General features: G+C 71.1%; 19 protein-coding genes. 7 read left to right on the top strand and 12 right to left on the bottom strand.

From position 1 onward, the window contains the following. Window positions 1–5 precede the first annotated feature (5 nt). The 6 genes from ACIRPK_RS26825 to ACIRPK_RS26800 form a co-directional block, all read right to left on the bottom strand. On the bottom strand, window positions 6–554 hold the full coding sequence (locus ACIRPK_RS26825) for a MaoC family dehydratase (protein WP_403042638.1): 549 nt from the start codon (window positions 552–554) through the stop codon (window positions 6–8). Window positions 555–580: 26 nt separating this feature from the next. Further along, complete coding sequence (locus tag ACIRPK_RS26820) at window positions 581–1,432, bottom strand: HpcH/HpaI aldolase/citrate lyase family protein (RefSeq protein WP_403042636.1); 852 nt, start codon at window positions 1,430–1,432, stop codon at window positions 581–583. A gap of 120 nt (window positions 1,433–1,552) precedes the next feature. Next, the gene (gene dmpG, locus ACIRPK_RS26815; protein ID WP_403042633.1) at window positions 1,553–2,575 is read right to left on the bottom strand and encodes a 4-hydroxy-2-oxovalerate aldolase; all 1,023 of its coding nucleotides are present in this window, start codon (window positions 2,573–2,575) and stop codon (window positions 1,553–1,555) included. Beyond that, a complete protein-coding gene (locus tag ACIRPK_RS26810) occupies window positions 2,560–3,468 on the bottom strand; it encodes an acetaldehyde dehydrogenase (acetylating) (RefSeq protein WP_403042631.1) in 909 nt (302 codons plus the stop codon). The genes dmpG and ACIRPK_RS26810 overlap by 16 nt, the downstream gene beginning before the upstream one ends. 72 nt (window positions 3,469–3,540) lie before the next feature. Further along, on the bottom strand, window positions 3,541–4,452 hold the full coding sequence (locus tag ACIRPK_RS26805) for a 2-keto-4-pentenoate hydratase (protein WP_403042628.1): 912 nt from the start codon (window positions 4,450–4,452) through the stop codon (window positions 3,541–3,543). A gap of 181 nt (window positions 4,453–4,633) precedes the next feature. After that, complete coding sequence (locus ACIRPK_RS26800) at window positions 4,634–5,371, bottom strand: NUDIX hydrolase (protein WP_403042625.1); 738 nt, start codon at window positions 5,369–5,371, stop codon at window positions 4,634–4,636. 342 nt (window positions 5,372–5,713) lie between these two features. On the opposite strand from ACIRPK_RS26800, the gene ACIRPK_RS26795 reads away from it, so the two are divergent. Next, on the top strand, window positions 5,714–6,424 hold the full coding sequence (locus tag ACIRPK_RS26795) for a PIG-L deacetylase family protein (RefSeq protein WP_403042623.1): 711 nt from the start codon (window positions 5,714–5,716) through the stop codon (window positions 6,422–6,424). An 83-nt stretch (window positions 6,425–6,507) separates the two neighbouring features. Further along, on the top strand, window positions 6,508–7,356 hold the full coding sequence (locus tag ACIRPK_RS26790) for a sugar phosphate nucleotidyltransferase (protein ID WP_403042621.1): 849 nt from the start codon (window positions 6,508–6,510) through the stop codon (window positions 7,354–7,356). 466 nt (window positions 7,357–7,822) lie between these two features. Here ACIRPK_RS26790 and ACIRPK_RS26785 read toward each other — a convergent pair whose 3' ends face one another. Further along, entirely contained in the window at window positions 7,823–8,485 is a 663-nt protein-coding gene (locus ACIRPK_RS26785; protein WP_403042618.1) for a helix-turn-helix transcriptional regulator, read from the bottom strand. Window positions 8,486–8,701: 216 nt separating this feature from the next. On the opposite strand from ACIRPK_RS26785, the gene ACIRPK_RS26780 reads away from it, so the two are divergent. Together ACIRPK_RS26780 and ACIRPK_RS26775 are read left to right on the top strand one after the other, a co-directional pair. Continuing rightward, entirely contained in the window at window positions 8,702–9,769 is a 1,068-nt protein-coding gene (locus tag ACIRPK_RS26780) for a YaaC family protein (RefSeq protein WP_403042617.1), read from the top strand. A gap of 203 nt (window positions 9,770–9,972) precedes the next feature. Continuing rightward, entirely contained in the window at window positions 9,973–10,374 is a 402-nt protein-coding gene (locus tag ACIRPK_RS26775) for a GNAT family N-acetyltransferase (RefSeq protein WP_403042697.1), read from the top strand. A 61-nt stretch (window positions 10,375–10,435) separates the two neighbouring features. On the opposite strand, the gene ACIRPK_RS26770 is transcribed toward ACIRPK_RS26775, so the two are convergent. The 4 genes from ACIRPK_RS26770 to ACIRPK_RS26755 form a co-directional block, all read right to left on the bottom strand. Then, on the bottom strand, window positions 10,436–12,481 hold the full coding sequence (locus tag ACIRPK_RS26770; RefSeq protein WP_403042615.1) for a hypothetical protein: 2,046 nt from the start codon (window positions 12,479–12,481) through the stop codon (window positions 10,436–10,438). A 128-nt stretch (window positions 12,482–12,609) separates the two neighbouring features. Beyond that, the gene (locus tag ACIRPK_RS26765; RefSeq protein WP_403042612.1) at window positions 12,610–13,185 is read right to left on the bottom strand and encodes a hypothetical protein; all 576 of its coding nucleotides are present in this window, start codon (window positions 13,183–13,185) and stop codon (window positions 12,610–12,612) included. A 150-nt stretch (window positions 13,186–13,335) separates the two neighbouring features. Beyond that, window positions 13,336–13,485 (bottom strand): hypothetical protein, encoded by a 150-nt coding sequence (locus ACIRPK_RS26760; protein WP_403042610.1) that lies wholly within the window; start codon window positions 13,483–13,485, stop codon window positions 13,336–13,338. A gap of 205 nt (window positions 13,486–13,690) precedes the next feature. Next, the gene (locus tag ACIRPK_RS26755; protein ID WP_403042609.1) at window positions 13,691–14,194 is read right to left on the bottom strand and encodes an ATP-binding protein; all 504 of its coding nucleotides are present in this window, start codon (window positions 14,192–14,194) and stop codon (window positions 13,691–13,693) included. 775 nt (window positions 14,195–14,969) lie between these two features. Between ACIRPK_RS26755 and ACIRPK_RS26750 the strand changes: the two genes are divergently transcribed. Continuing rightward, the gene (locus ACIRPK_RS26750) at window positions 14,970–15,920 is read left to right on the top strand and encodes a helix-turn-helix domain-containing protein (protein ID WP_403042606.1); all 951 of its coding nucleotides are present in this window, start codon (window positions 14,970–14,972) and stop codon (window positions 15,918–15,920) included. 6 nt (window positions 15,921–15,926) lie between these two features. Then, window positions 15,927–16,277 (top strand): DUF397 domain-containing protein, encoded by a 351-nt coding sequence (locus ACIRPK_RS26745; protein ID WP_403042603.1) that lies wholly within the window; start codon window positions 15,927–15,929, stop codon window positions 16,275–16,277. Between the two features lie 223 nt (window positions 16,278–16,500). Here the strand turns inward: ACIRPK_RS26745 and ACIRPK_RS26740 are convergent, their stop codons facing one another. Continuing rightward, window positions 16,501–16,890, bottom strand: a complete 390-nt coding sequence (locus ACIRPK_RS26740; RefSeq protein ID WP_403042600.1) for a hypothetical protein — start codon at window positions 16,888–16,890, stop codon at window positions 16,501–16,503. Between the two features lie 192 nt (window positions 16,891–17,082). On the opposite strand from ACIRPK_RS26740, the gene ACIRPK_RS26735 reads away from it, so the two are divergent. Continuing rightward, complete coding sequence (locus ACIRPK_RS26735; protein WP_403042597.1) at window positions 17,083–18,756, top strand: exonuclease domain-containing protein; 1,674 nt, start codon at window positions 17,083–17,085, stop codon at window positions 18,754–18,756. Window positions 18,757–18,818 lie beyond the last annotated feature (62 nt).

Below are 18,818 nucleotides of genomic sequence, written 5' to 3'. Positions count from 1 at the left end.
GCCTCTCAGTAGCCGGTGGAGTCGCGCAGGGGCTGCGCGTCGGTGGGGACGAAGAAGGTCCGGGTCGCGGTGACCACCTGCTCGCCGTGCTGGTTGTGGCCGGTGATGCGGCACGTCACGATGCCGTGCTCGGGCCGGCTGGCCGAGGGCCGGGACGCGAGGATCTCCGAGGTCGCGCTGAGGGTGTCGCCGACGTGGACGGGGGCGGTGAAGCGCACCTCGTCCAGGGCGAGGTTGGCGGAGGTCAGGCCACTGGTGGCGCGCACGGTCATGCCGATGACGATGCCGACGGTGACGATCCCGCACACCAGCGGGCGGCCGGTGCCGGTGGTGCGGCAGTACTCGGCGTCGGAGTGGACGGGGGCGGGGTTGCCGGTCAGGGCGAGGGTCATGGCGTGGTCGAGTTCGGTGACGGTCCGCTTGGGCCGGTGCTCGATCACCATGCCGGGGGTGAAGGCGTCGAGGCCGGCTCCCACGTTCTCGCGGTACCGGTTCTCGCCGATCTGTCGGAAGCCCTGCGGGCCGGCGGCGGCGGTGGAGGTGGTGGTGTCCATGGTGCTGGCTCCTTCGACGGTGGTGGTCAGGGTGTGTGGTCGGTCCGGTCGGTCAGGGCCTGGGCGGCGGCGTAGAACGGGGCGCCGACCATCTGCCCGCGGACGCTCGTGATGGACGAGCCGGTGTGGGTGCGGGCGTCGACGATGGCCCGGGCCTGGGCGAGCTCGGCGTCGGTGGGCCGGAACGCCTCGGTGATGACCGGGACCTGGCTGGGGTGGACGGCGGCCTTGCCGGTGAAGCCGAGCTCGCGGGCGAGCTCCGCCTCCCGGCGCAGCCCGTCGGTGTCACCGAGCTCGAACCAGGGGGAGTCGACGGCCGCGATGCCGGCGGCGGCCGCGCTGTTGGCCAGGACCGAGCGGGCGTGCAGCAGCGCCGGCCAGGTGCGGCCCGCTCCGGTGATCGCGGCGTAGTCGGCCGCGCCGAACAGCACTCCGGCCAGCCGTGGGGTGGCCACGATGGAGGGCGCCTTGTCGATGGCCCGCGGGGTCTCAATCAGCGCCCAGATCTGCGGCGCGTAGCCGTCAGCGTCCAGGGCTGCGGCGGCGATCTCGATGTCGCGGGCCGATTCGACCTTGGGGAGCAGGACGAGCGGCGGGCGGCAGGGGTAGTCGGTGAGGGCGGCCAGGTCGCGGATCCCGGTCAGGGTAAGCAGGCTGTTGATCCGGATGCCGGGCAGAGGCCCGGCGGGGTCCGCAGTGGTGAAGAAGTCGGCGGCCCGTTCCCGGGCGAGGTCCTTGTGCTGGGGGGCGACGGAGTCTTCGAGGTCGACGAGGGTGACGGCGGCCCCGCTCTCACGGGCCTTGGCGAAGCGGTCCCCGGCGACGGCGGGGGTGACGATCCACGCACCGCCCGGGGCGGTCCACCTGGTCGCGCTCACCGCTGGTCACCGGCCGTGTCCCGGCAGGGGCCGGGGTTCGGCCGCGTCGTCGTGCTGGGCATGTGGTGCTCCTTCTCGGTGGACGGACCCGGCGCCGGGAGACGGCGCCGGGCGATGCGGTCAGGTGTGCTGCAGCCGGCGGACGACGGCGGGGATCTGGTCCTCCTGGCCGGCGACGACCTGGCGGCGGCCGAGCTCGAAGAGGACGTCGACCGGGTCCACTCCCCCGCGCCGGGCGGCCTCCAGAACCGGGATCTTGAACCCGGAGAACACACCGGCCAGGCCGGACACCAGGCTGATCGAGTCGATGGTGGGCGGCGCGTCCATCAGGTACGCCTCGGCGATGTCGGCCGCGCCGAGCAACTGGTGCAGGTCGATCCCGGTCTCATGTCCGGTGCGGTCCAGGACGGCGGCCAGCACCTCCAGCTGGGTATTGCCGGCCCCGGCACCGAACCCGCGGGCGCAGCCGTCGATGACGGTGGCCCCGGCGTCGACCGCGGCCAGCGAGTTGGCCATCGCCAGGCCGAGGTTGTTGTGGCCGTGGAAGATGACCGGCACGGCGCCGATGGCCGCGCGGATGGCGGTGATGCGGGTCGTGACGTCGGAGGGCAGGTAGTGGCCGGCGGAGTCCATGATGCCGACCGCCCGGGCGCCGTAGCGGACCAACTGGGCACACTGCTCGGCGAGTTCGGCCGGGCCGACCATGTGGCTCATCAGCAGGACGGCCTGGGCCTCCACACGCAGGCCGCCCAGCAGGTCCAGGTGGCGTTCGGTGACGGCGGCCTGGGAGCAGTGCGCGGCGATGCGCACCACGTCGGCCCCGCGCCGGACCGCGTTGGTCAGATCGGCGCCGGTGCCCCAGCCCGGTGCCATGAAGACCCCCATCCGGCTGGTGGTCAGGGCCTCGCGGACGACGGTGAGCATCTCGTCGTCGGACAGGGCGGCCCGGCCGAGCTGCAGGGACGACGCTCCGAGGCCGTTGCCGTGGCCGACCTCGACGACGGGGACGCCCGCCCGGTCGGCGGCGGAGGCGTAGGCGCGCAGCTGGCCGGCGTCGAGCTGGTGGCGCGCGGCGTGGTGGCCGTCGCGCAGGGTCGGGTCGTGGAGGACGACCGGGCGGGGCGGGGTCACTGGCTGGTCCATCGGGTGGCCCCTTCCAGGTGCAGGGTGGCGGCGCAGCGCTCGGCGATGTGGACCGCGGCGGCGTTGATGATGTCGAGGTTGCCCGCGTACCAGGGAAGGTGGCTGCTGTGGGCGGTGACCTCCAGGGCCACGTCGATGCGTCCGCCGGCGGTGGTGCAGGAAGTGACGGTGTAGCCCGGGGCGTAGGCGCGAACCCGGTCGGCGGCCGCCGCCACCGCGTCCTGGACCGCGACCGGGTCGGCGTCGGGTGCCAGCACGGTGACCTGGACCCGGAACGGCGGCTCGGGGGTCGCCGGGCTGAGGTTGAGCAGGGCCTTGACGCGGCTGGGGCCGGTTGCGAGTTCGGTGACGGCGGCCTGGGTGGTGGCGAGGTACTCGTCGATGTTCAGCCAGGTGCCCCGGCCGGTGCTGGCGGTGGCGGCGGTAGCCACGACCTCCACGTAACCGGGTGTGCAGGTGCCGGCGATGGCCGCGAGGACAGGGATCGCGGTCTGCCCGCCGCAGCTGATCATGCTGAAGTGCCGGGAGTCGCGTACGGCCTGCTCCCCGTTGACGGTGGGCACCACGCGGGTGCCGGTGCTGCTGGGGGTCAGGTCCACCAGCACGGCGCCGGTCGCGGCGAGCGCGTCCCAGTGGGCGCGGTGCGCCGCCGCGTTGGACGCGTCGAAGACCACGTCGAAGTGCTCCCCGGACTCGACGAACGCGGCGATTCCTCCGGCCGCCGTGGCCAGGCCCATCTCGGCGGCCCGGCGCAGGCCCACCGACGTCTCGTCGCGGCCGACGATCAGCGCGCACTCCAGCACGGCGGACTTGCCGAGCCGCTCGGCCAGGTCCATGCCGATCTTGCCGGTCCCGAGCACCGCGGCCCGAAGCCGGTTCGTGGGTTGGTTCATGTCGTTCCTTCCCGATTCTGTGATGGCGTGGGGCCGGCCGCCGCCGCTGCCTGGGGCGGACCGGCCTGGTGGTCAGACGATGTGGGCGGTCACCGGCGGCAGGCCCTCGCAGGCAGCGCGGATCTCCGTGCCCGGGCGCAGCGGGAGGCTGGCGTGGACGGATCCGGCGAGCACCACGTCCCCGGCCTTCAAGCCGGTGCCGAAGGCTGCGAGGCGACGGGCCAGCCAGGCCACCGCTTCCAGCGGGTCGCCGAGCACTTCCCGGCCCCTCCCGCTGGCGGCCGGCTCGTCGTCGACGGTGACGCTCAGGAGTTGCTCGCGCAGGTCCGTCCCGGGGCGGAGCTCGACGGGCGGGCCGGTGACGATCCGCGCGCACGCCGCGTTGTCGGCGATGCTGTCGGCCAGGGTGATCTGCCAGTCGCGGTACCGGGTGTCGATCACTTCCAGGGTGACCTGTACTTGGTCGACGCTGCGCCGGGCCGTCTCCAGGTCCACCGCGGTCCCGGCCAGGTCGCGGCCGAGCCGGAAGGCGAACTCGGCCTCGATCCGCGGGGACACGAGGTCGGCGAGGGTCACGGTGCCGCCGTCGGGCACGACCATGTCGTCCAGGAGGATGCCGGAGTCCGGCTCGGCGATGCCCATCTGCTCGCGCATCGCCGCCGAGGTGAGGCCGATCTTGTGGCCGACCGGTCGGGCACCGGCCTCGATTCGCAGCCTGGCTCCGGCCCACTGGATCCGGTAGGCGTCCGCCAGGGTCAGGCCGGGGCGGCGCGTCGCCAGTGGGGCGATGGGAGCGGCGAAGCGCTCGGCGGCGAGAAGGGCCTGCGCCTCCTCTTCGATCCACGCCGTCTCACCGGCAGGGGGCAGGGCGGTCCTGGTCAGGGCTGCGGCGAGGTAGGTCAGGCCCGGCAGGAGCGGCGGAAGGGCGGCCGGGCGGCCGTCGCCGGGTGCCGGAGCGGCGGCCGGGTGGGAGCGTCCGGTCATCGAGTCCCCCAGGTGTGTGGTCCTGGCGCAGCTGCTCTGCGCCAGGAGGCCATCACAGCGCCGTCGCCGCGGCGACGGCAGGGCTCACAAGGGGGCTGACGGACTGCGGCCGGGCACACAGGCCGGTGGCCGGCCGAGATGGTCTCGGCCGGCCACCGGCAAGGAACAGGGGTGCTCTGGGTCAGGCGCGGCTTGCGGCCTGCTGCTGGAAGTAGCGGGCGACGACCTGCGGCAGGAAGTCCGCGGTGCTGGCGAGGCTCTTGACGTTCTCCACCGAGCGGACCACCGTGAGCCGGTCCAGTTCGGGTCCGGCGCCGCGCGTACGCTCCGCCTCCGCAAGGACCTCGTGGTGCTTGAGCACCAGCGCCGTGGGCGCGGCGGGCGCCAGGAAGTGCACACCGATATTGCCGTGCTCGCCTCGGGTCACGGCCCACACCGTCATGTCCTCAGGATCGGCTACCACCCCGATCTCCTCCACCAGCTCCTGCGCCGCGTGCCGCCGCAGCCCGGCGAGGTCGAGCACTTCACCCTCGGCCGGCGGCTCCGCTGAACCGCCAGGCGTCCCCCAACGGCCCGGATACGCTGTGGCGGACGAGCTCCGGCCGACGACCAGGCCGCCCTCCGTGACGGGCTGCAGCACCGTGACGAACACCGACGCCGGCAACCAGCTGCACGACTCGACACGGCGCAGCGCCCGGTAGCGGTAGGTGACCCGGGCCCAGGACAGCAGCAGCTCGGCGCCCGCGTTCTCCACACCGAGGCAGGCCACGGCCGGGCCGTCGAACAGGGCCGGCTGCAGAGCCACCGACTCGTCCCAGAACCGGTCCATGGCTGTCCGCTCCTCAGTCGACAGCGGAGGGATCGGAGCCTCGACCAGGCGCAGCGCACGGGCATCGAAGAACTCAACGGGGTCGGTCATCCAACCATCGTGGCAGACCGGCTCGCCCCTTCCGGCCCAGTCTGCGCAGCTGACCCGGATCTGCTACCTTGCCCCGCCTGGTGACCGCCGCACCCCTGCCGCGCGGCTGCCCGGGGCCGCTGCGCACATCCCGGCTGTCACCCCGGCGGCGGGAGAATCACCCGTCCCGGGGACACCGGCCCACCGCCTGGTCGTGGCTGCGTCGGCCCTCGCGCGGACTGTCAGCCCCCTCGTGTGCCCTCCCCCGGATCCCGCCGTGGAGCTGTGATGAGTGCAGTAGTAGGCAGGCGTCCACCCGCAAGGTTCCGTCTGCCGCCCGGGTCGAGTCGAAGGGGAATGGGCATGTCGATCACCTTGACCAGTGGCGCCCAGGTCGTGGCCGTGGTCGCCCACCCGGACGATGACGCGCTGATGTTCTACGGCACCCTGCGCCTGTGGCGCAGCGCCGGCGCCAGTGTCACCGTCCTCGTCGTCACCAACGGCGTCAACGGCGTATCGGTCGCCGACCAGGCCGCCGGGGTCCGCCTGACCGCCACCCGGCGGCTGAAGGAGATCCGGCTCTCCTACCAGGACAGTGGCATCACCGTGGAGTGCCTCGGCCTCGAAGACGGCGCCCTGGACGCCGGCCGCGGACTCGTCACCGCCATCGAGGCCACGCTGGCCCGGCTGGGATGCACCGTGCTGCTCACCCACGCCCTGCACTCGGGGAGCGACCACCAGGACCACCTGGCCGTCGCGCGCGCCGCCCTCAACGCGGCCGCCCGGGTCCCCAGCTGCACCACCATCCTGCACGGCAAACCGCACGCCCCCCACCACCAAGTGGTCTCGTCCGTGCTGGTCGACATCACCCCCTTCATGGCCGACAAGATCAAGGCCCTTCAGGCCCACGAATCGCAGTCCGGCCGCTTCTACCTGACCGAGGAGTACACCCGCTGGCGTGCCGCAGGTGCGGGATGGACGCTCCTGCCCGCGCAAGCCGACGCCGGCCGCTACTTCGAGGAACTCAGCCCGTCCCTCCTGCTTCTCGGACCACCGGCCGACTCCGGCCGGTGAGACGCCAAGGCCACGCACCCCGCCTTCTCAGCTCAGCGCAGCCCGTCCGCCATGGATCCGTCCGGTCCCATGAGAGGTGAGTCATGAAGAAGATCAAGGCCGTCATCGCAGCCGCCGGGGTGGGAAGCCGCTTCTTCCCCATCGGCAAGACCATCCCGAAGTGCATGATGCCCGTCTGGAACCAGCCCCTGCTCGCCTACACAGTCGCCGACTGCCTGGCCGCCGGCATCAGCGAGATCGCCGTGATCACCGCGCCCGGCGAGTGCACCCGGCAGGTCCGGCACTTCCTCGCCGAGGACCCAGAGCTCAAGCAGTACTTCACCGACCGCGGCTGGCAGAAGAAGTACCAACCGCTCGCCCAGATCCCCGCTGCCGAGTTCACCATCATCGAGCAGCCGCGCGACACCGGCCTCTACGGCACCGCCCTGCCGGCTATCGTCGCCGCCGACTGGATCGGGAGCGACGACTTCCTCCTCGCCTCCGGTGACGACCTGCTGCTGCGCCTCGACCGGGGCTCCGACCTCGCCGACCTCGTCACCGCCCGCCGCGCCGCCGGGTGCGAGGGAGCGATAGCAGTGGCGACCGCACACAGCGACGAGCCGCTGCGGTACGGAATCGTCCAGCCCCGTCCGGCCGCCGGAGGGCACCCGCACCCCTTGGTGGACGAGGTCCGGCACTGGCTTCCCGAGGACCGGCAGCAGCACACCGCGTACATCAACATCAGCCGATCCCTGCTCCCGGCCTCGGTCCTGCCCCACTTCACAGCGGTCCGGCCCGCCGACAACGGCGAGCTCCGGGCCACCGACGCCATCAACGCCTTCGCCCGCGACCACGACACGCTGATCCACCCGATCGCCGGCACGTTCTACGACTGCGGAAACCCCGAGGGACTGCACGCGGCCAGCAGCGCCTTCGCCTGCAACCCGGGCTGACCCGCCCAGCCATGCGCCACGTCCTCCCTGCTGCCCACCAGCCGTCCGGCGGAGCAGCAGGGAGGACGTGGTCGTTGTGCGCCCTGCGCGAGGGGTGGGCGGAGAGTGCCGGATTCGCTACCGTCAGCAGCGCGGCCGGGGCTCGGCTTCCGGCGCACGGTATCCGCCGGCCTCAGGGAGTTCCCCTTGCCCACCCACCCCGGCCTGACTCTCCAGACGCACGGCCCCCAGGGCGTCACCACCCTGCTGGACACGCTCGTCGGTATCTGGGCCGCTGCCCACGCCGACCACCCCGACGTCGCGTCCGCCGGTTTCACCCCGGATGCACTCCACCGCCAGATCACCGGTCACACCCGGCACGATGGTTATCTGGGGTGCTCAGGAGCCGTAAGGCACGTAAGGCAAGTGGGCTTGATCGGTCCGTGCCTTACAGATATCCGAAGGTTAGTCAGGCACGTACGGCACGTCAGCGACGGGTGAGCTCGGCGGCCTGGGCGAGGTCTGCCGCGATGTCCGGGCTATGCCGGTTCCAGCGCCGGCACGCAGCCTCCCAATCGGCCCGGGTCCGCTGGAGCGCCTGGTGGAGGCGTTCGGCCGGTACCTCGAAGATGCCTTCGTGCTCGGGCATGCTGTACTCGTGCGGCCCGTACGCCGGTGGCCGCCACGTGCCGTCGATGCTCGCGCCCTTCTCGACCATCGGCCTGGTGAAGAACGGGGTGCTCACCCGCCAGCCCCAACCAGGCCGCCGGGGGTCGTCCTCCCAGCCGTCGCAGGGGCCGGCCATCTTGTCCGGCGCGTGCCCGCGGGCCTCCCACTCCCGGTAGGTCTCCGGATGCCAGCCGAGTTCAGCCGCCACCGCTGCCCGGCTCTTCCCGACCCGCACCCGCAGGTGGACGATCCGCTCGCCGCCCTTCGGGAGGTCGCACAGGTCGAGCGGATCGTCCACCCCGACCGCACGGGCCAGACGGGGCAACACCTCGGCTCGCGGGTGCCGCTGTCCGCTGAGGTAGAAGCTCACCGCCCGGTCGCTCGCGTCCGCTGCCCTGGCGATCTCAGCCACTGTCAGATCGCCTTCCTTCCGCGCGGCTTGCAGGCGCAGGCAGTCGAACCCGTACGGGGTCTCGGACACGGTGACCTCCAGGAGCCCGTCTGAACGAACCGCATACTCCCACGATCCAGCGGTTCGTTGAGACACCCGACGGCTCCACCGATCAGCTGACGGCCTGGCGAGTCGCTGGGCCTCCTGGCCGTGTGCTCGTACAGCTGCTGCCACCCGGCAAGTAGTTCTCTGTAGCCGATGGCCGGCGCCATCGCGCTACGCCGCGGCGGCTCTACACTCTGCTCCGTGACTTCGGGGCGGACAACGGACAGTGCTACAGCATGGGCGGACCTGCGAGCGACAAGGCATACCCCGCCCGGCTATGCAGCAAAGGGCGGGCGCAGCGCGGTCTACATTGCGGGCCTGGAGCAGGCCGAGCAGCTGTTCGCCGCTGCCGCGCACGCCGGCTACGCGACCAGGCCGCTCCTGGCTTTCTACGGGCTAAGCCAGGCAGGACGTGCCCTCGCGGCCACCGCACCGGCACCCCCAGGGCTCGGCTGGAAACTGACCTCCCACGGACTGAAGGCCCCTGTCCTGTCAGGACCACTCCCGGACCTTCCCATAGTCCAGATCGACAAGGACGGCGGCAGCTTCACCAGGCTCAGCGCGTTGCTTAACTCGCCACCAATCCCGTCCGACATGGCAAAGCCGCTCATCCTCGGTGACCTCTGGGAGCTCATACCCGAGGCGCAGACCCGCCCGCTCCGGGGGACCCGGACAATCGCGCCCCTGTTGCCGCTCCTCCCGGACGACAGAAATTGGAGCTCAGCGGACCGGCCGACGGTGGGAGCGTTCATCGCCGAAGTTCCCGACTCGGTCACCGGGCTGGCCGTACCTGGCAGAACGCTGGAGGACCTGTTCAGCCCGGAGCTCGAACCCGTCAAGGTCGCACTCGACTCATTCATGGCCGACTACCCTCACGCTGCCAACTACAGCAGTGCTTGGCACCGAGGCCGCGAGCAGGCGGCATTCGGCTTCCTTCAAGACCGGTTCAAGATCCGGCTCGAATGGCCGGTCGACGAGGCGACAGCGGCTGCATGTACCGCGAAGATCGCATCCGTGGCCACTGGGTACGACGGTCGGCTGTACCTGATGCCTGCGGTCGCGGGAAACGACCGCCCCTTGCACCCGCTGATGGTGTGGTGGCTGGTCCTCTACTCGCTGTCGATGCTCGCCCGGTACGAGCCGGCCGGTTGGGGGGAACACATCGACGTGGACCGCAGCGCGCACGCGGTGGCCTTGGAGCACATGCTGGATGTGGCGCTGACCGCCGTACCCAAGCTGATCCACTCGGCTCTCCTCGAACTGGCCTGATGCCCGCCCCGCTAGACGGCTGCCGACTGGCCGATCCGATTTTCCTCAGAGGCCACCCTGAACAAACCGCCGTTTCGACCGGTTCCGGTGTTCGTTCAGGGTCTCATCGGAGGCTTGGCTACGTGCCTTACGTGCCTAACAACTCCAGATGCCTGCTGACCTGCTCAGATAGCCGATGAACCCTAGCTAACCACGGCTTCACCCTGATCACCGCCCATCCCGCCGCCGGCCACCTTCCGATCGGGTTCGGCTACGGGTTCCGCTGTTCCCCGGCCTACTGGCTCGGCGCCGAACTCGCCGATATCAAGGGCCCGGTCGCCGCGGCGAAGCAGCTCGCGGGCCTGTGCGAACTCGCCGTCCTGCCCGCCCATCAAGGCCACGGTGTCGGCACGGCACTCCACCGTGCGCTGCTTGACACGCTCGGCACCGAGTGGGCGTCGCTGCTCGCCATGCCCGGTGATGACCGGCCGGAACAGCGCCTGTACCGGACACTCGGATACCGGTACGCGGGCCCCTACCGGAGCGGACCTGACGGCCCGGTACTCGACCTCCTCCTCCTGCACGCTGACGCCACCGGTGGCCACCAAGCGGGGGCGCGGCAGTGACCAGGGAAGTGGAGCCGTTGCCCAAGGCGTCCGAGCTTTCGTCGACGAAACCTGGGGTTCGCTAGGAGGGCAGCGGGGACAGCGGAGTGGTGGAGTCGGCGCGCCGGACGGCGATGATGTCGGCGAGCGCCATCCCGGCCTGCAGGATCTCGTGGGCCGCCACCCGCAGCCAGGGCTCGTCCCGCGGGCCCGCGGAGTGCTCCTCGATGCCCATGACGTCGACGCAGTACCACTGGGCCTGCTCGTGGCGGGCTTCCGGCCCGGCCCAGCAGACTCCGAGGCGCACGCGATTGCCGGGCGTCTCGACACCGGGCAGTACCTGGCGCAGTTGTGCGAACGCGGTCGGAGTGCGGTCGCTCAGGACCATGCATCCAGTGGTCTTGAACGGCTCTTCGGCATCGAGGAGTTGGGCCTGCCGTGTCTCCTTGTGCAGGACGCTGCCCAGCTCGGTGAGGACGTTCTGGCGCATCGCGGCGACAAACGGCGTGCGGGCGCGGACCGATCCGGCGGAGCGCCGCTCGAAGGCGGAGGCGTTGCCGGGACCGTGCCAGGGGCCGGCGCCCGGACAGCACGGTGAGCCGCAGCCGCAGTCCTGGGGCACATGGTTCAGGTCCTCCGGCTGCGGGCCGTCATTCTGACGGCGGGAGTCGGAGATCTCCTGCTGCAGCGCGAGGAAGTCGAGGGCGCCGCGGGCGTCATCGGACAGTCGATCGAGGACCCGCTGCGGGTGGCTTCGGCCGGCCGGGCGAGGGTGGACGTTGGCGAAGGTGTCGAACCAGGTCTCCGGACGCAGGTCCTCTCGGGTCATCTTCTGGTTGACCTCGTGCTCCGGGTGCTCGAACCCCGTGGTGTCGCCCCACAGCAGGTACGCCTCGGCTGCGGCCGTGAGCGTCTCCTCCATCAGCGAGTAGTCGAACTCGGACGGGGCGAGCACCGCGAAGGCCGGAAGCGGGATGCCGTACCAGTCCTCGTCGTGATCGTCGTCGAAGAGGTCTTCGGCCATGGCCTGCGCCGACTCGGCCCGGTCGGCCGCGCGACGGCAGGTGATCATGAGCGCCAGGTCCTCGCCATGGGAACGGGGAACCGGCAGCGCGCCCGCCCGCACGTCGGCCGCCAGGTCCGCGAACGCCCGCGCAATCTGGAACCTGAACGCCTGGTTCTGCCGGTCTGCGCAGCGCGGCAGCCGCATGAAGACGATGTCCTCGGGGTCTTCGTCGTCCGGCAGCAACGGAACGTACGGGGCGTCCGTCCATTCAAGCGCCTGGTAGTAGGCGCACGAGGACAGCTCGTCGGCGACGCCCGCCCACAGCTTGGCTCCCGCCGGCGAGAGCAGGTCGGCCCGGGGGCCACGCCCGCGGTCGTGCTCCCGCTGGTTCAGCGCTGCCCACGGGTCGCCCTCCACCGGGCTCAGCAGGGCAAGAGCACCGGCGACGGGCAGGCGTACATCGGTCCCGGCGGTCGTCCGGTGGGCGGAGAAACCGTAGTGGTAGGACCAGGCAGCCGCCGAGCTGGTGAGGGTGGGCGACGGTCCGCTCGCGAGGTTCAGTGCGCCGCCGCCGTACAGGCTCAGCAGGTCGTCTTCCACGAACAGGAGCTGGCGCAGCTCGGACCAGTCGAACTGGCTCGGGTCCGCCAGGTCCTCGTCGTCGAGCCCGCACGCCGCGCGGAAGTCGGTGTCGATGACCGCGCGGTAGTGGATCGCGCGGGCTTCCTCGATCATGAGGTGCATCAACAGGCCCTCGGCTGGATTGCGCCCCAACGGGATCCGCTCGCCCTCCACGTCCTCCAGCAGCCCGTCCGCCGCCGGGGCGAACAGGGCACGGAAGTCGCGACCGAGGGCGTCGGTACAGCGCGGCAACCGGGCCAGGAAGCCCATTCCGCGTCCATCTGCGGCATCGAACGGCTCGTCGCCGAACACCTCTGCATCGTGCGCAGCGGCGGACCTCAACGTGCGCAGCGCCAGTGCCAGGACTCGCCGGGTCACTGGAGAACAGAGCCTCGCCCCGTCCTCCGCGGTCTCCGGCTCGTCCCACTCGTCGTCGCCCGGCTCGCCGTCTTCGTCGAAGAGGTCGTCCGCAGTGGTCCCAGAAGGCGGTTCAGTGCTCACCCGGAGAGCGTAGTGGTACCTCGACCGCACCCAGGGACGGCCCGGGCTGGAAGGCCGTGCGCCGTCCGACGCGCCGCGGCCGCGTAGCCGCTGACCCTGGCAGGGCTGTGTCTGCTGTGCGAACCGGGTCAGTCCTCCTCGGTCAGCAGGGCTGCGTCCACTCCGAGCGCGGCGGCCTCGCGCCGGTTCAGCGCCTGGTTGAGGAGGTGCTCTCCGGCGTGCAGGTGGTCGATGACCTGCTGCGCGTGGAGCTCTTCCTCCACCCGGTCGGTGCCGTCCGGCCGGGACCGGAACCGGATCGTTTCGTCAGCGGCCTCCAACAGCTTGGTCGCGGCAGCAGCGAAGGCCTCCTCCGTCCGGCCGCCGGTGTCCATCGCCACAGCGCCGGCCGGGGAGAAGTCCTGGGCGAGCACGGCCAGGTGCCCGTCGGCCCGGCCGAGGTGACGAAGGACCGAGGCCGCGTGGTCTTCGGGCACAGGCCAGGCCAGGGGCTTGGCGCGGTCGGTGATCTCCAACCGGGTGTGCAGGCCGGCAGCGGCCACCAGGTTGTAGCTGACGTGGTCGGCGGCCCGGCGTAGGTGCGCTGCGAGCAGGCCGGCGCGAACGACGTCGTCCTCATGCTCCAGAGCAGCGGGAACCGCCAGGCCCAACACGGCGAGGGCCGTGCGAAGTTGATCCTCAGTCGGACGCAGGTTCTCGTACACGCTGCGCATCTTTGCGCAGTGGTCGGCGCCGGGGAAGTCACGTCACCCGATCGGGTGGTCGTCGTTGGGGAGACGGCGGTGTCCGAGGCGTCACGCAAGGCGTGTTCGAAAACGTGCTGGGCGGTTGCCTCGCCGGGCCTCGGCCCTCTGTCAGCGGGGCGGTGTGACGAGATCGAACCGCTGAATGGTGTCGGCCACGGTGAGCGGGTACGGGGGGCGGCCGTCGAGGTGGATGATCCGGCCGTCCCCTTGTCGCCAGCGCAGGTCTTTGATCCGGTAAGGCTCGTCGTCGATCAGCACCCAGTCCCCGACGTTGAGTTCCCGGGGGCCCGCGGGTGCCGGGACCGCGAGCACAGTGCCGTCGTCCAGATACCGAGTCCTGGGTGCGGTGGCGGGTGGCGGGACGGCGAAGTCGTACAGCCGGCCACTTCTCTTGGCGGGAGGCACTGCTGCTCCTGTTGTGGGGGTCGGGGCCGCCCGACGGTTGCCGGACGGTCCGGGGCGGTCAGGCCGCCGTGTCGACGGTGAAGATGTTGGGGCAGATCGCCCAGATGCTCTTGCCGCTGGGGAGCGGGTGCCAGCCCCAGCAGGCGTGGGTGATCTCATGGACGATCTTGAGTCCCCGGCCACCTTCGGCTTCGTCCCGGTCCACGAGCTTCGGGTTCGGCCCGGCGGGGCTGCAGTCGGAGACGGCAATCAGGATCCTGCCGTCCTCCAGGACCTGGGCGAGGAGTGCCACGGAGGGCCTGATCCCGGCGGCGGGGCGGTCGGACGTCCCGGTGGTGTGGCGGATCGCGTTGGAGAGCAGCTCGGTGGCGACCAGGCCGACCATGAACAGGGCGAGTTCGTCGACCGAGCGATCGGCCTGCTTGGCCTGGGAGCGGCAGTGGTCGCCGACGGCGGCGCGCAGTTGCGGCACGTCCGCCTCCGCCGTGGGTTGGTGCCCGCGAATCCAGGTGTTGCTGGCGGGAGCGACGAGGTGGTCGGCGGGAGCCTGGATCGAGGTCATGATGCCTCCGCGGTGCTGGGCTGCCGCCGGGCGAAAGCGGCGAAGTTGGCAGGAGTGGCGGGCCGTTGCTGCGGGCGGTCCGATGGTGGTGCGGTGGACTCCGCGAGGGCCGGGGAGATGGCGCTTCGGTAGGCGGAGTGCAGGGCCTCGGCGAGCTGGCCGGCGAAGGTGAGGGTCCCGCGACCGTCCGGTTCGACGATCCAGCGCGGTCCCTTGCGGTGGGATATGCCGGGCTGCGGACAGTGCAGCACTTGGCCGGCGTCGAGGCGGTGTGTGAGGGAGCGACCCCAGTCCCAGGGGCCGGCAGGGGTGTGTGTGACGCCGTGCAGAAGAGCGGCCCAGGGGTGGTGGAGCGGCGGTACCAGGAATACGACTTCCGCGCCGGCTTCCAGGACTGGTCCCGGCACGGCGGGCCCCGCCAGGAGTTCTCGCAGGGCGTGCCGGCCGAGTCGGCCCTGGACGCAGAGTGCTTCCCACCCCGATGTGGGCTGGATGCGGACTGGTGCCAGCCCGTGTGGGGTGCGCCAGGCCGCGATGCAGGCCAGGGCTTCCTGCCCGGTCAGCAGCCAACGGGCCTCGCGGGTCGGTGGCGCGGGGCGGTCGGTGGCGATCTTCGTCGTGCTGAGTGGCATGGCGGCATCCCTGTCTGCGACGCGGCCGAACCTCAAACGATCACCGACCGTCACGACTCCGTAGCTCTAGAATGACCCGTGAAACTTCAGGCTGCAACTTCTCTGTGAAATTTCTTGGATGTTCTTCGACTGGGAGGACCCTGGTGAGCGCAGCGATTACTCCGGATGCGGCCCGTAAGGCAAAATCAGCACTGTCCAGGCGGCAGCGCGAGAGGGGAAGTTCGACGATGGGCGTCTCACGCAGCGCAGCCCCGGTTCCGCAGCGGCGCAAGATCGGCCGCATCCTGAAGGAGCTTCGTGAAACTTCAGGGATGACGATCGAGGATGCGGGAGCAGCCATCGGCTGTTCGGACAGCACGATCAGCAGGGTCGAGACCGGCAAGCGGGACGCGAGGATCATCGAGATCAAGGGCCTCTGCGAGGCCTACGGCGCACCCGACGACAAGGTCGCAGAACTGCTCGGCATGGCTCGCCAGGCGCCCGCCGGCGGCCTGTGGACCGCGCACGAAGCCGCCTTTCCTCCGAGCCTGGAGACCTACCTCGGGCTGGAGGAGGCCGCTCGGTCTCTGCGGGTCTTCGCGCTCGCGTCGGTCCACAGCCTGGTACGCACCCGCGCGACCACGCGAGCCATCCTGCGGGCCGGGTTGCCTACCGCGGGCGAGGACGAAATCGACCTCCTGGCCGATGCCCACATGGCCCGGCAGAGCGTGCTGTTGCGCGAGCCGGTGCCGGCCGAGTTGGAGGTCGTCCTCGATGAGGCTGCGCTGCACAGGCCGGCAGGTGGTCGCGAGGCGCTCATCGAACAGCTCGACCACCTCGTCCACTGCGCGGAGAACGTCCCGAACATCACGCTGCAGGTGCTCCCCTACAGCAAGGGCGCCCACGGGTCGCCGAACGGCGGCTTCACCCTGATCGACTTCCCCGACCCCGAGGAGCCGCAGGTCGTCTACTGCGACACACCCGGCGGCAACCTCTATCTGCAGAAGCCGCACGACACGCGCCGCTTCAACCAGCTCTACGGCCGACTGTGCGGGGCCGCACTCGACCCGACCGACTCAATCAAGTTCCTTCGGGCCCTCCGGCAAGAGATGTGAGTTGACATGCCTACCGTTCCAGACTTCTCGTCCGCCTCCTGGTTCAAGGCTCGCGCCTCCGAGAGCGCCCAGGGGTGCTTCGAGGTCGCACACACCGACGGCCATGTAGCGCTGCGGGACACCAAGGACCTCACCCTGCCGCCGCAGATCTACCCGGCGGACGTCTGGAACAGTTGGCTCGACAACCTCCGGCGCGGCGTCCTCCACGGCCACCGGATCGTCCTCACCTTCTCCCTCACGGGCGTTCGGGTCCACGACAGTGCGGACCCGAACGGGCAGGTGCACTCGTACACCCACCACGAATTCCGGTGTTTCATGTCGGGCGTCCGACTCGGGGAGTTCGACCTCGCGGCCTGAACGATCCGCCAGTGTGAGAGGCGCCCAGCACTTCGCCGTGCTGGGCGCCTCTTACGTCCGGATCTCCCCCAAGCCACTCACTGCACCGCCGCCGCGCGGGACGCCCGCCCTGTAGTGCCTTCGGGCTGCGGGCGAGGTCGACGGTCCCGGCGGCCACGCTCCCCGCCTGGCTACCGCGTCCATGACGGCCAGGCGGCCAAGGGGCAGGGGCGCCGCGAAGCGGCTACCGGCCGGCCGGGGCGAGCGGCACGATGAAGCGGCGCAGCGTGTGGGCGGCGCCCATGGTGGCGGCGAAGCTCACCACCGGGGAGAGCCCGAGGACGATGGTGTGCGCGGTGCCGGACAGGGTGACGTTCGCGAGGGCCATCAGCCCGAAGAGCAGGGCGACGCCGCCGACGAGCATGACGGCCAGCCGCGCGCCGACGGGGAACCAGGCCGGGCCCGGAATGCGCAGGGCCTGCTCTACGTGAGCGCGATGGCCGGCGACGTCGCCGGTGACGACTCCGCACTGGCACACCATCTGCGTGCGTTGCTGCCCGGCGATGACCGAAGCGGCGAAGTCGACCTCGTGCCGGATGCCGTGACGGCCATCGTCCATCTTGCGCCGGTCCACCCCTGGCCCCCTTCGTCTCCTCCTGCGTTGCCGGGCCAACTGTACTGGCGGCCTCTGGGGCGCGGGCCGTGCACGCACGGGCCGTCGTGTCCGTGGTACCAACTACTGTCTCTTCATAGGTATTTGATACCTAATCGGCTAAATGTTCCAAACGCGGTTTATATGCCACATCACGTTGGAGGACGAGCGAGAATGACCGCACCCGCCCAGACCGCCCCCGCACCCGAGCGCGCCGACCACGGCCCCTACCAGGCCGCCGACACGGCTGGCATCGGCCGCTACCTCTGGGACCTCGGCCGCCAGGCCGGACTGATCCCCGCCGCCGACACCGACAAGGGCCGCTGGTCGAGCACCCTCGTCCACCAGCTCCGCACCGAGCTGCCCGACCTGCTCCCCAAGCTCGACGCCCTGCGCCCACTCGGCTCCCGCAGGATCGCCGAGACGCTGCGCCAGGTCACCGGCCTGCAGGAGATCACCCCCGACGACGTACCGGTCCTCGCCGACCTCGGCCTGCTGCGCCGCCTCGGCACCTACGAGGGCCACCCGACGTACGGGGCGCTGGAGGCGGAGCAGTGGTCGGACACCGACGCCCTGGCCGCCGTCGTCGGCGAACGCACCGCCTGGATCGAGGCCTCACTGTCCACCGCCCGCGCAACGGAGACCGTCCCCTGGGCAGAGACGGAGTCCGAGTTCCGCTGGGCGGCCGAGCAGCGAAGCCTGACCGCCGGGCGGCTGGGCCGGTGGGCAAAGACCGACGTCGAGGCCCTCGCCACCGACACCGAGGTCGCCGAGCAGGTCGAAGGACGGCGCCTGATCCCTGGCGAACGGGCGGCGGACTACCTGGACATCAGCTACAAGCGGGACTGGCCGTACGTCCTCGCCGCCGGCTGGATCGCCCCGGCCGGATCCCACTTCAAGCAGGTCGGGTCGGTGCGCACCGTGGAGGTCAAGCTGTACCGGACCTCGGACGTCCTCACGCTGCGCCAGCGGGACGGGGTGGACTGGGAAGCGGTGCGGGCCGTCCCCCGGGGACGTACGTCGGCGCTGCGGGCGGTTGCCGCCAAGCTGCCCTCCCGGGCCGAGCTCGCACGCCGCCTCGCCACCGCCCTGGCCGACCGCCACGGTACGCCGGTGCACCTGTTGCACGACAACGTGCAGGACGCCTGGAGCATCAACTGGACCGTGCAGGACGGGCAGAAGCTGACCCGGGCGCTGCTCCTGGAGGCCGCCGGCGGCAGGGAAGACCTTGCTGCGGTCGCCCGCGAGCTGCGGTTGAAGGACGCCCGGCTGCGGACCCTGCTGACCGCCCGGGAGGTCTCGGCCAAGGGCGCCGCTCTGGTCATCGACACCGAGACCACAGACTTGTACGGGCGGGTGTGCGAGATCGCGGTGATCGACGCGGCCTCCGGGAAGGTCCGCCTGAACACCCTGGTCAACCCGCAGACGCCGATTCGCGCGACGCACATCCACCGCATCACGGACGCCGATGTCGCCGACGCCCCGACGTGGGAGGAGATCCTGCCGGCGCTGTTCAGGATCACTCGGGGCCGCAGGTTGCTGGCTTACAACAGCGTCTACGACCGTTCGGTGATCGCCGACCACACCCGGGCGGTCGGCCGACGCCCGGGACGGCTCGACAAGGCTGAGACGTGGTGGTGCCTGATGGCGGCCCGGTCGGTGTGGGAGGTCCACCGGGACTACAAGCTCTACGGCGACCACCGCGCCCTCGGCGACGCCCAGGCCGCCCGGGACGTCCTCCACTCCATCGCCCAGAGCAAAGGTCTGGTGACCATCACCCCGTCGGCCGGGTCGGTGGGCGACAGCTCGGCGGGCAGCCTTTGCGACCCGGGGGCAGTCGGGCCGTAGGTTGGGCGCGCGCTGAGAATGCAAGCGGTGAGGCCTCCCGGATCCCGGGAGGCCTCACTGTT

Origin of the sequence: Kitasatospora sp. NPDC101801 (assembly GCF_044766665.1) — a bacterium.
Classification (GTDB): Bacteria; Actinomycetota; Actinomycetes; order Streptomycetales; family Streptomycetaceae; genus Kitasatospora.
Note: the sequence above shows the minus strand (reverse complement) of the source record. Positions and strands in the feature narration are given on the sequence as shown.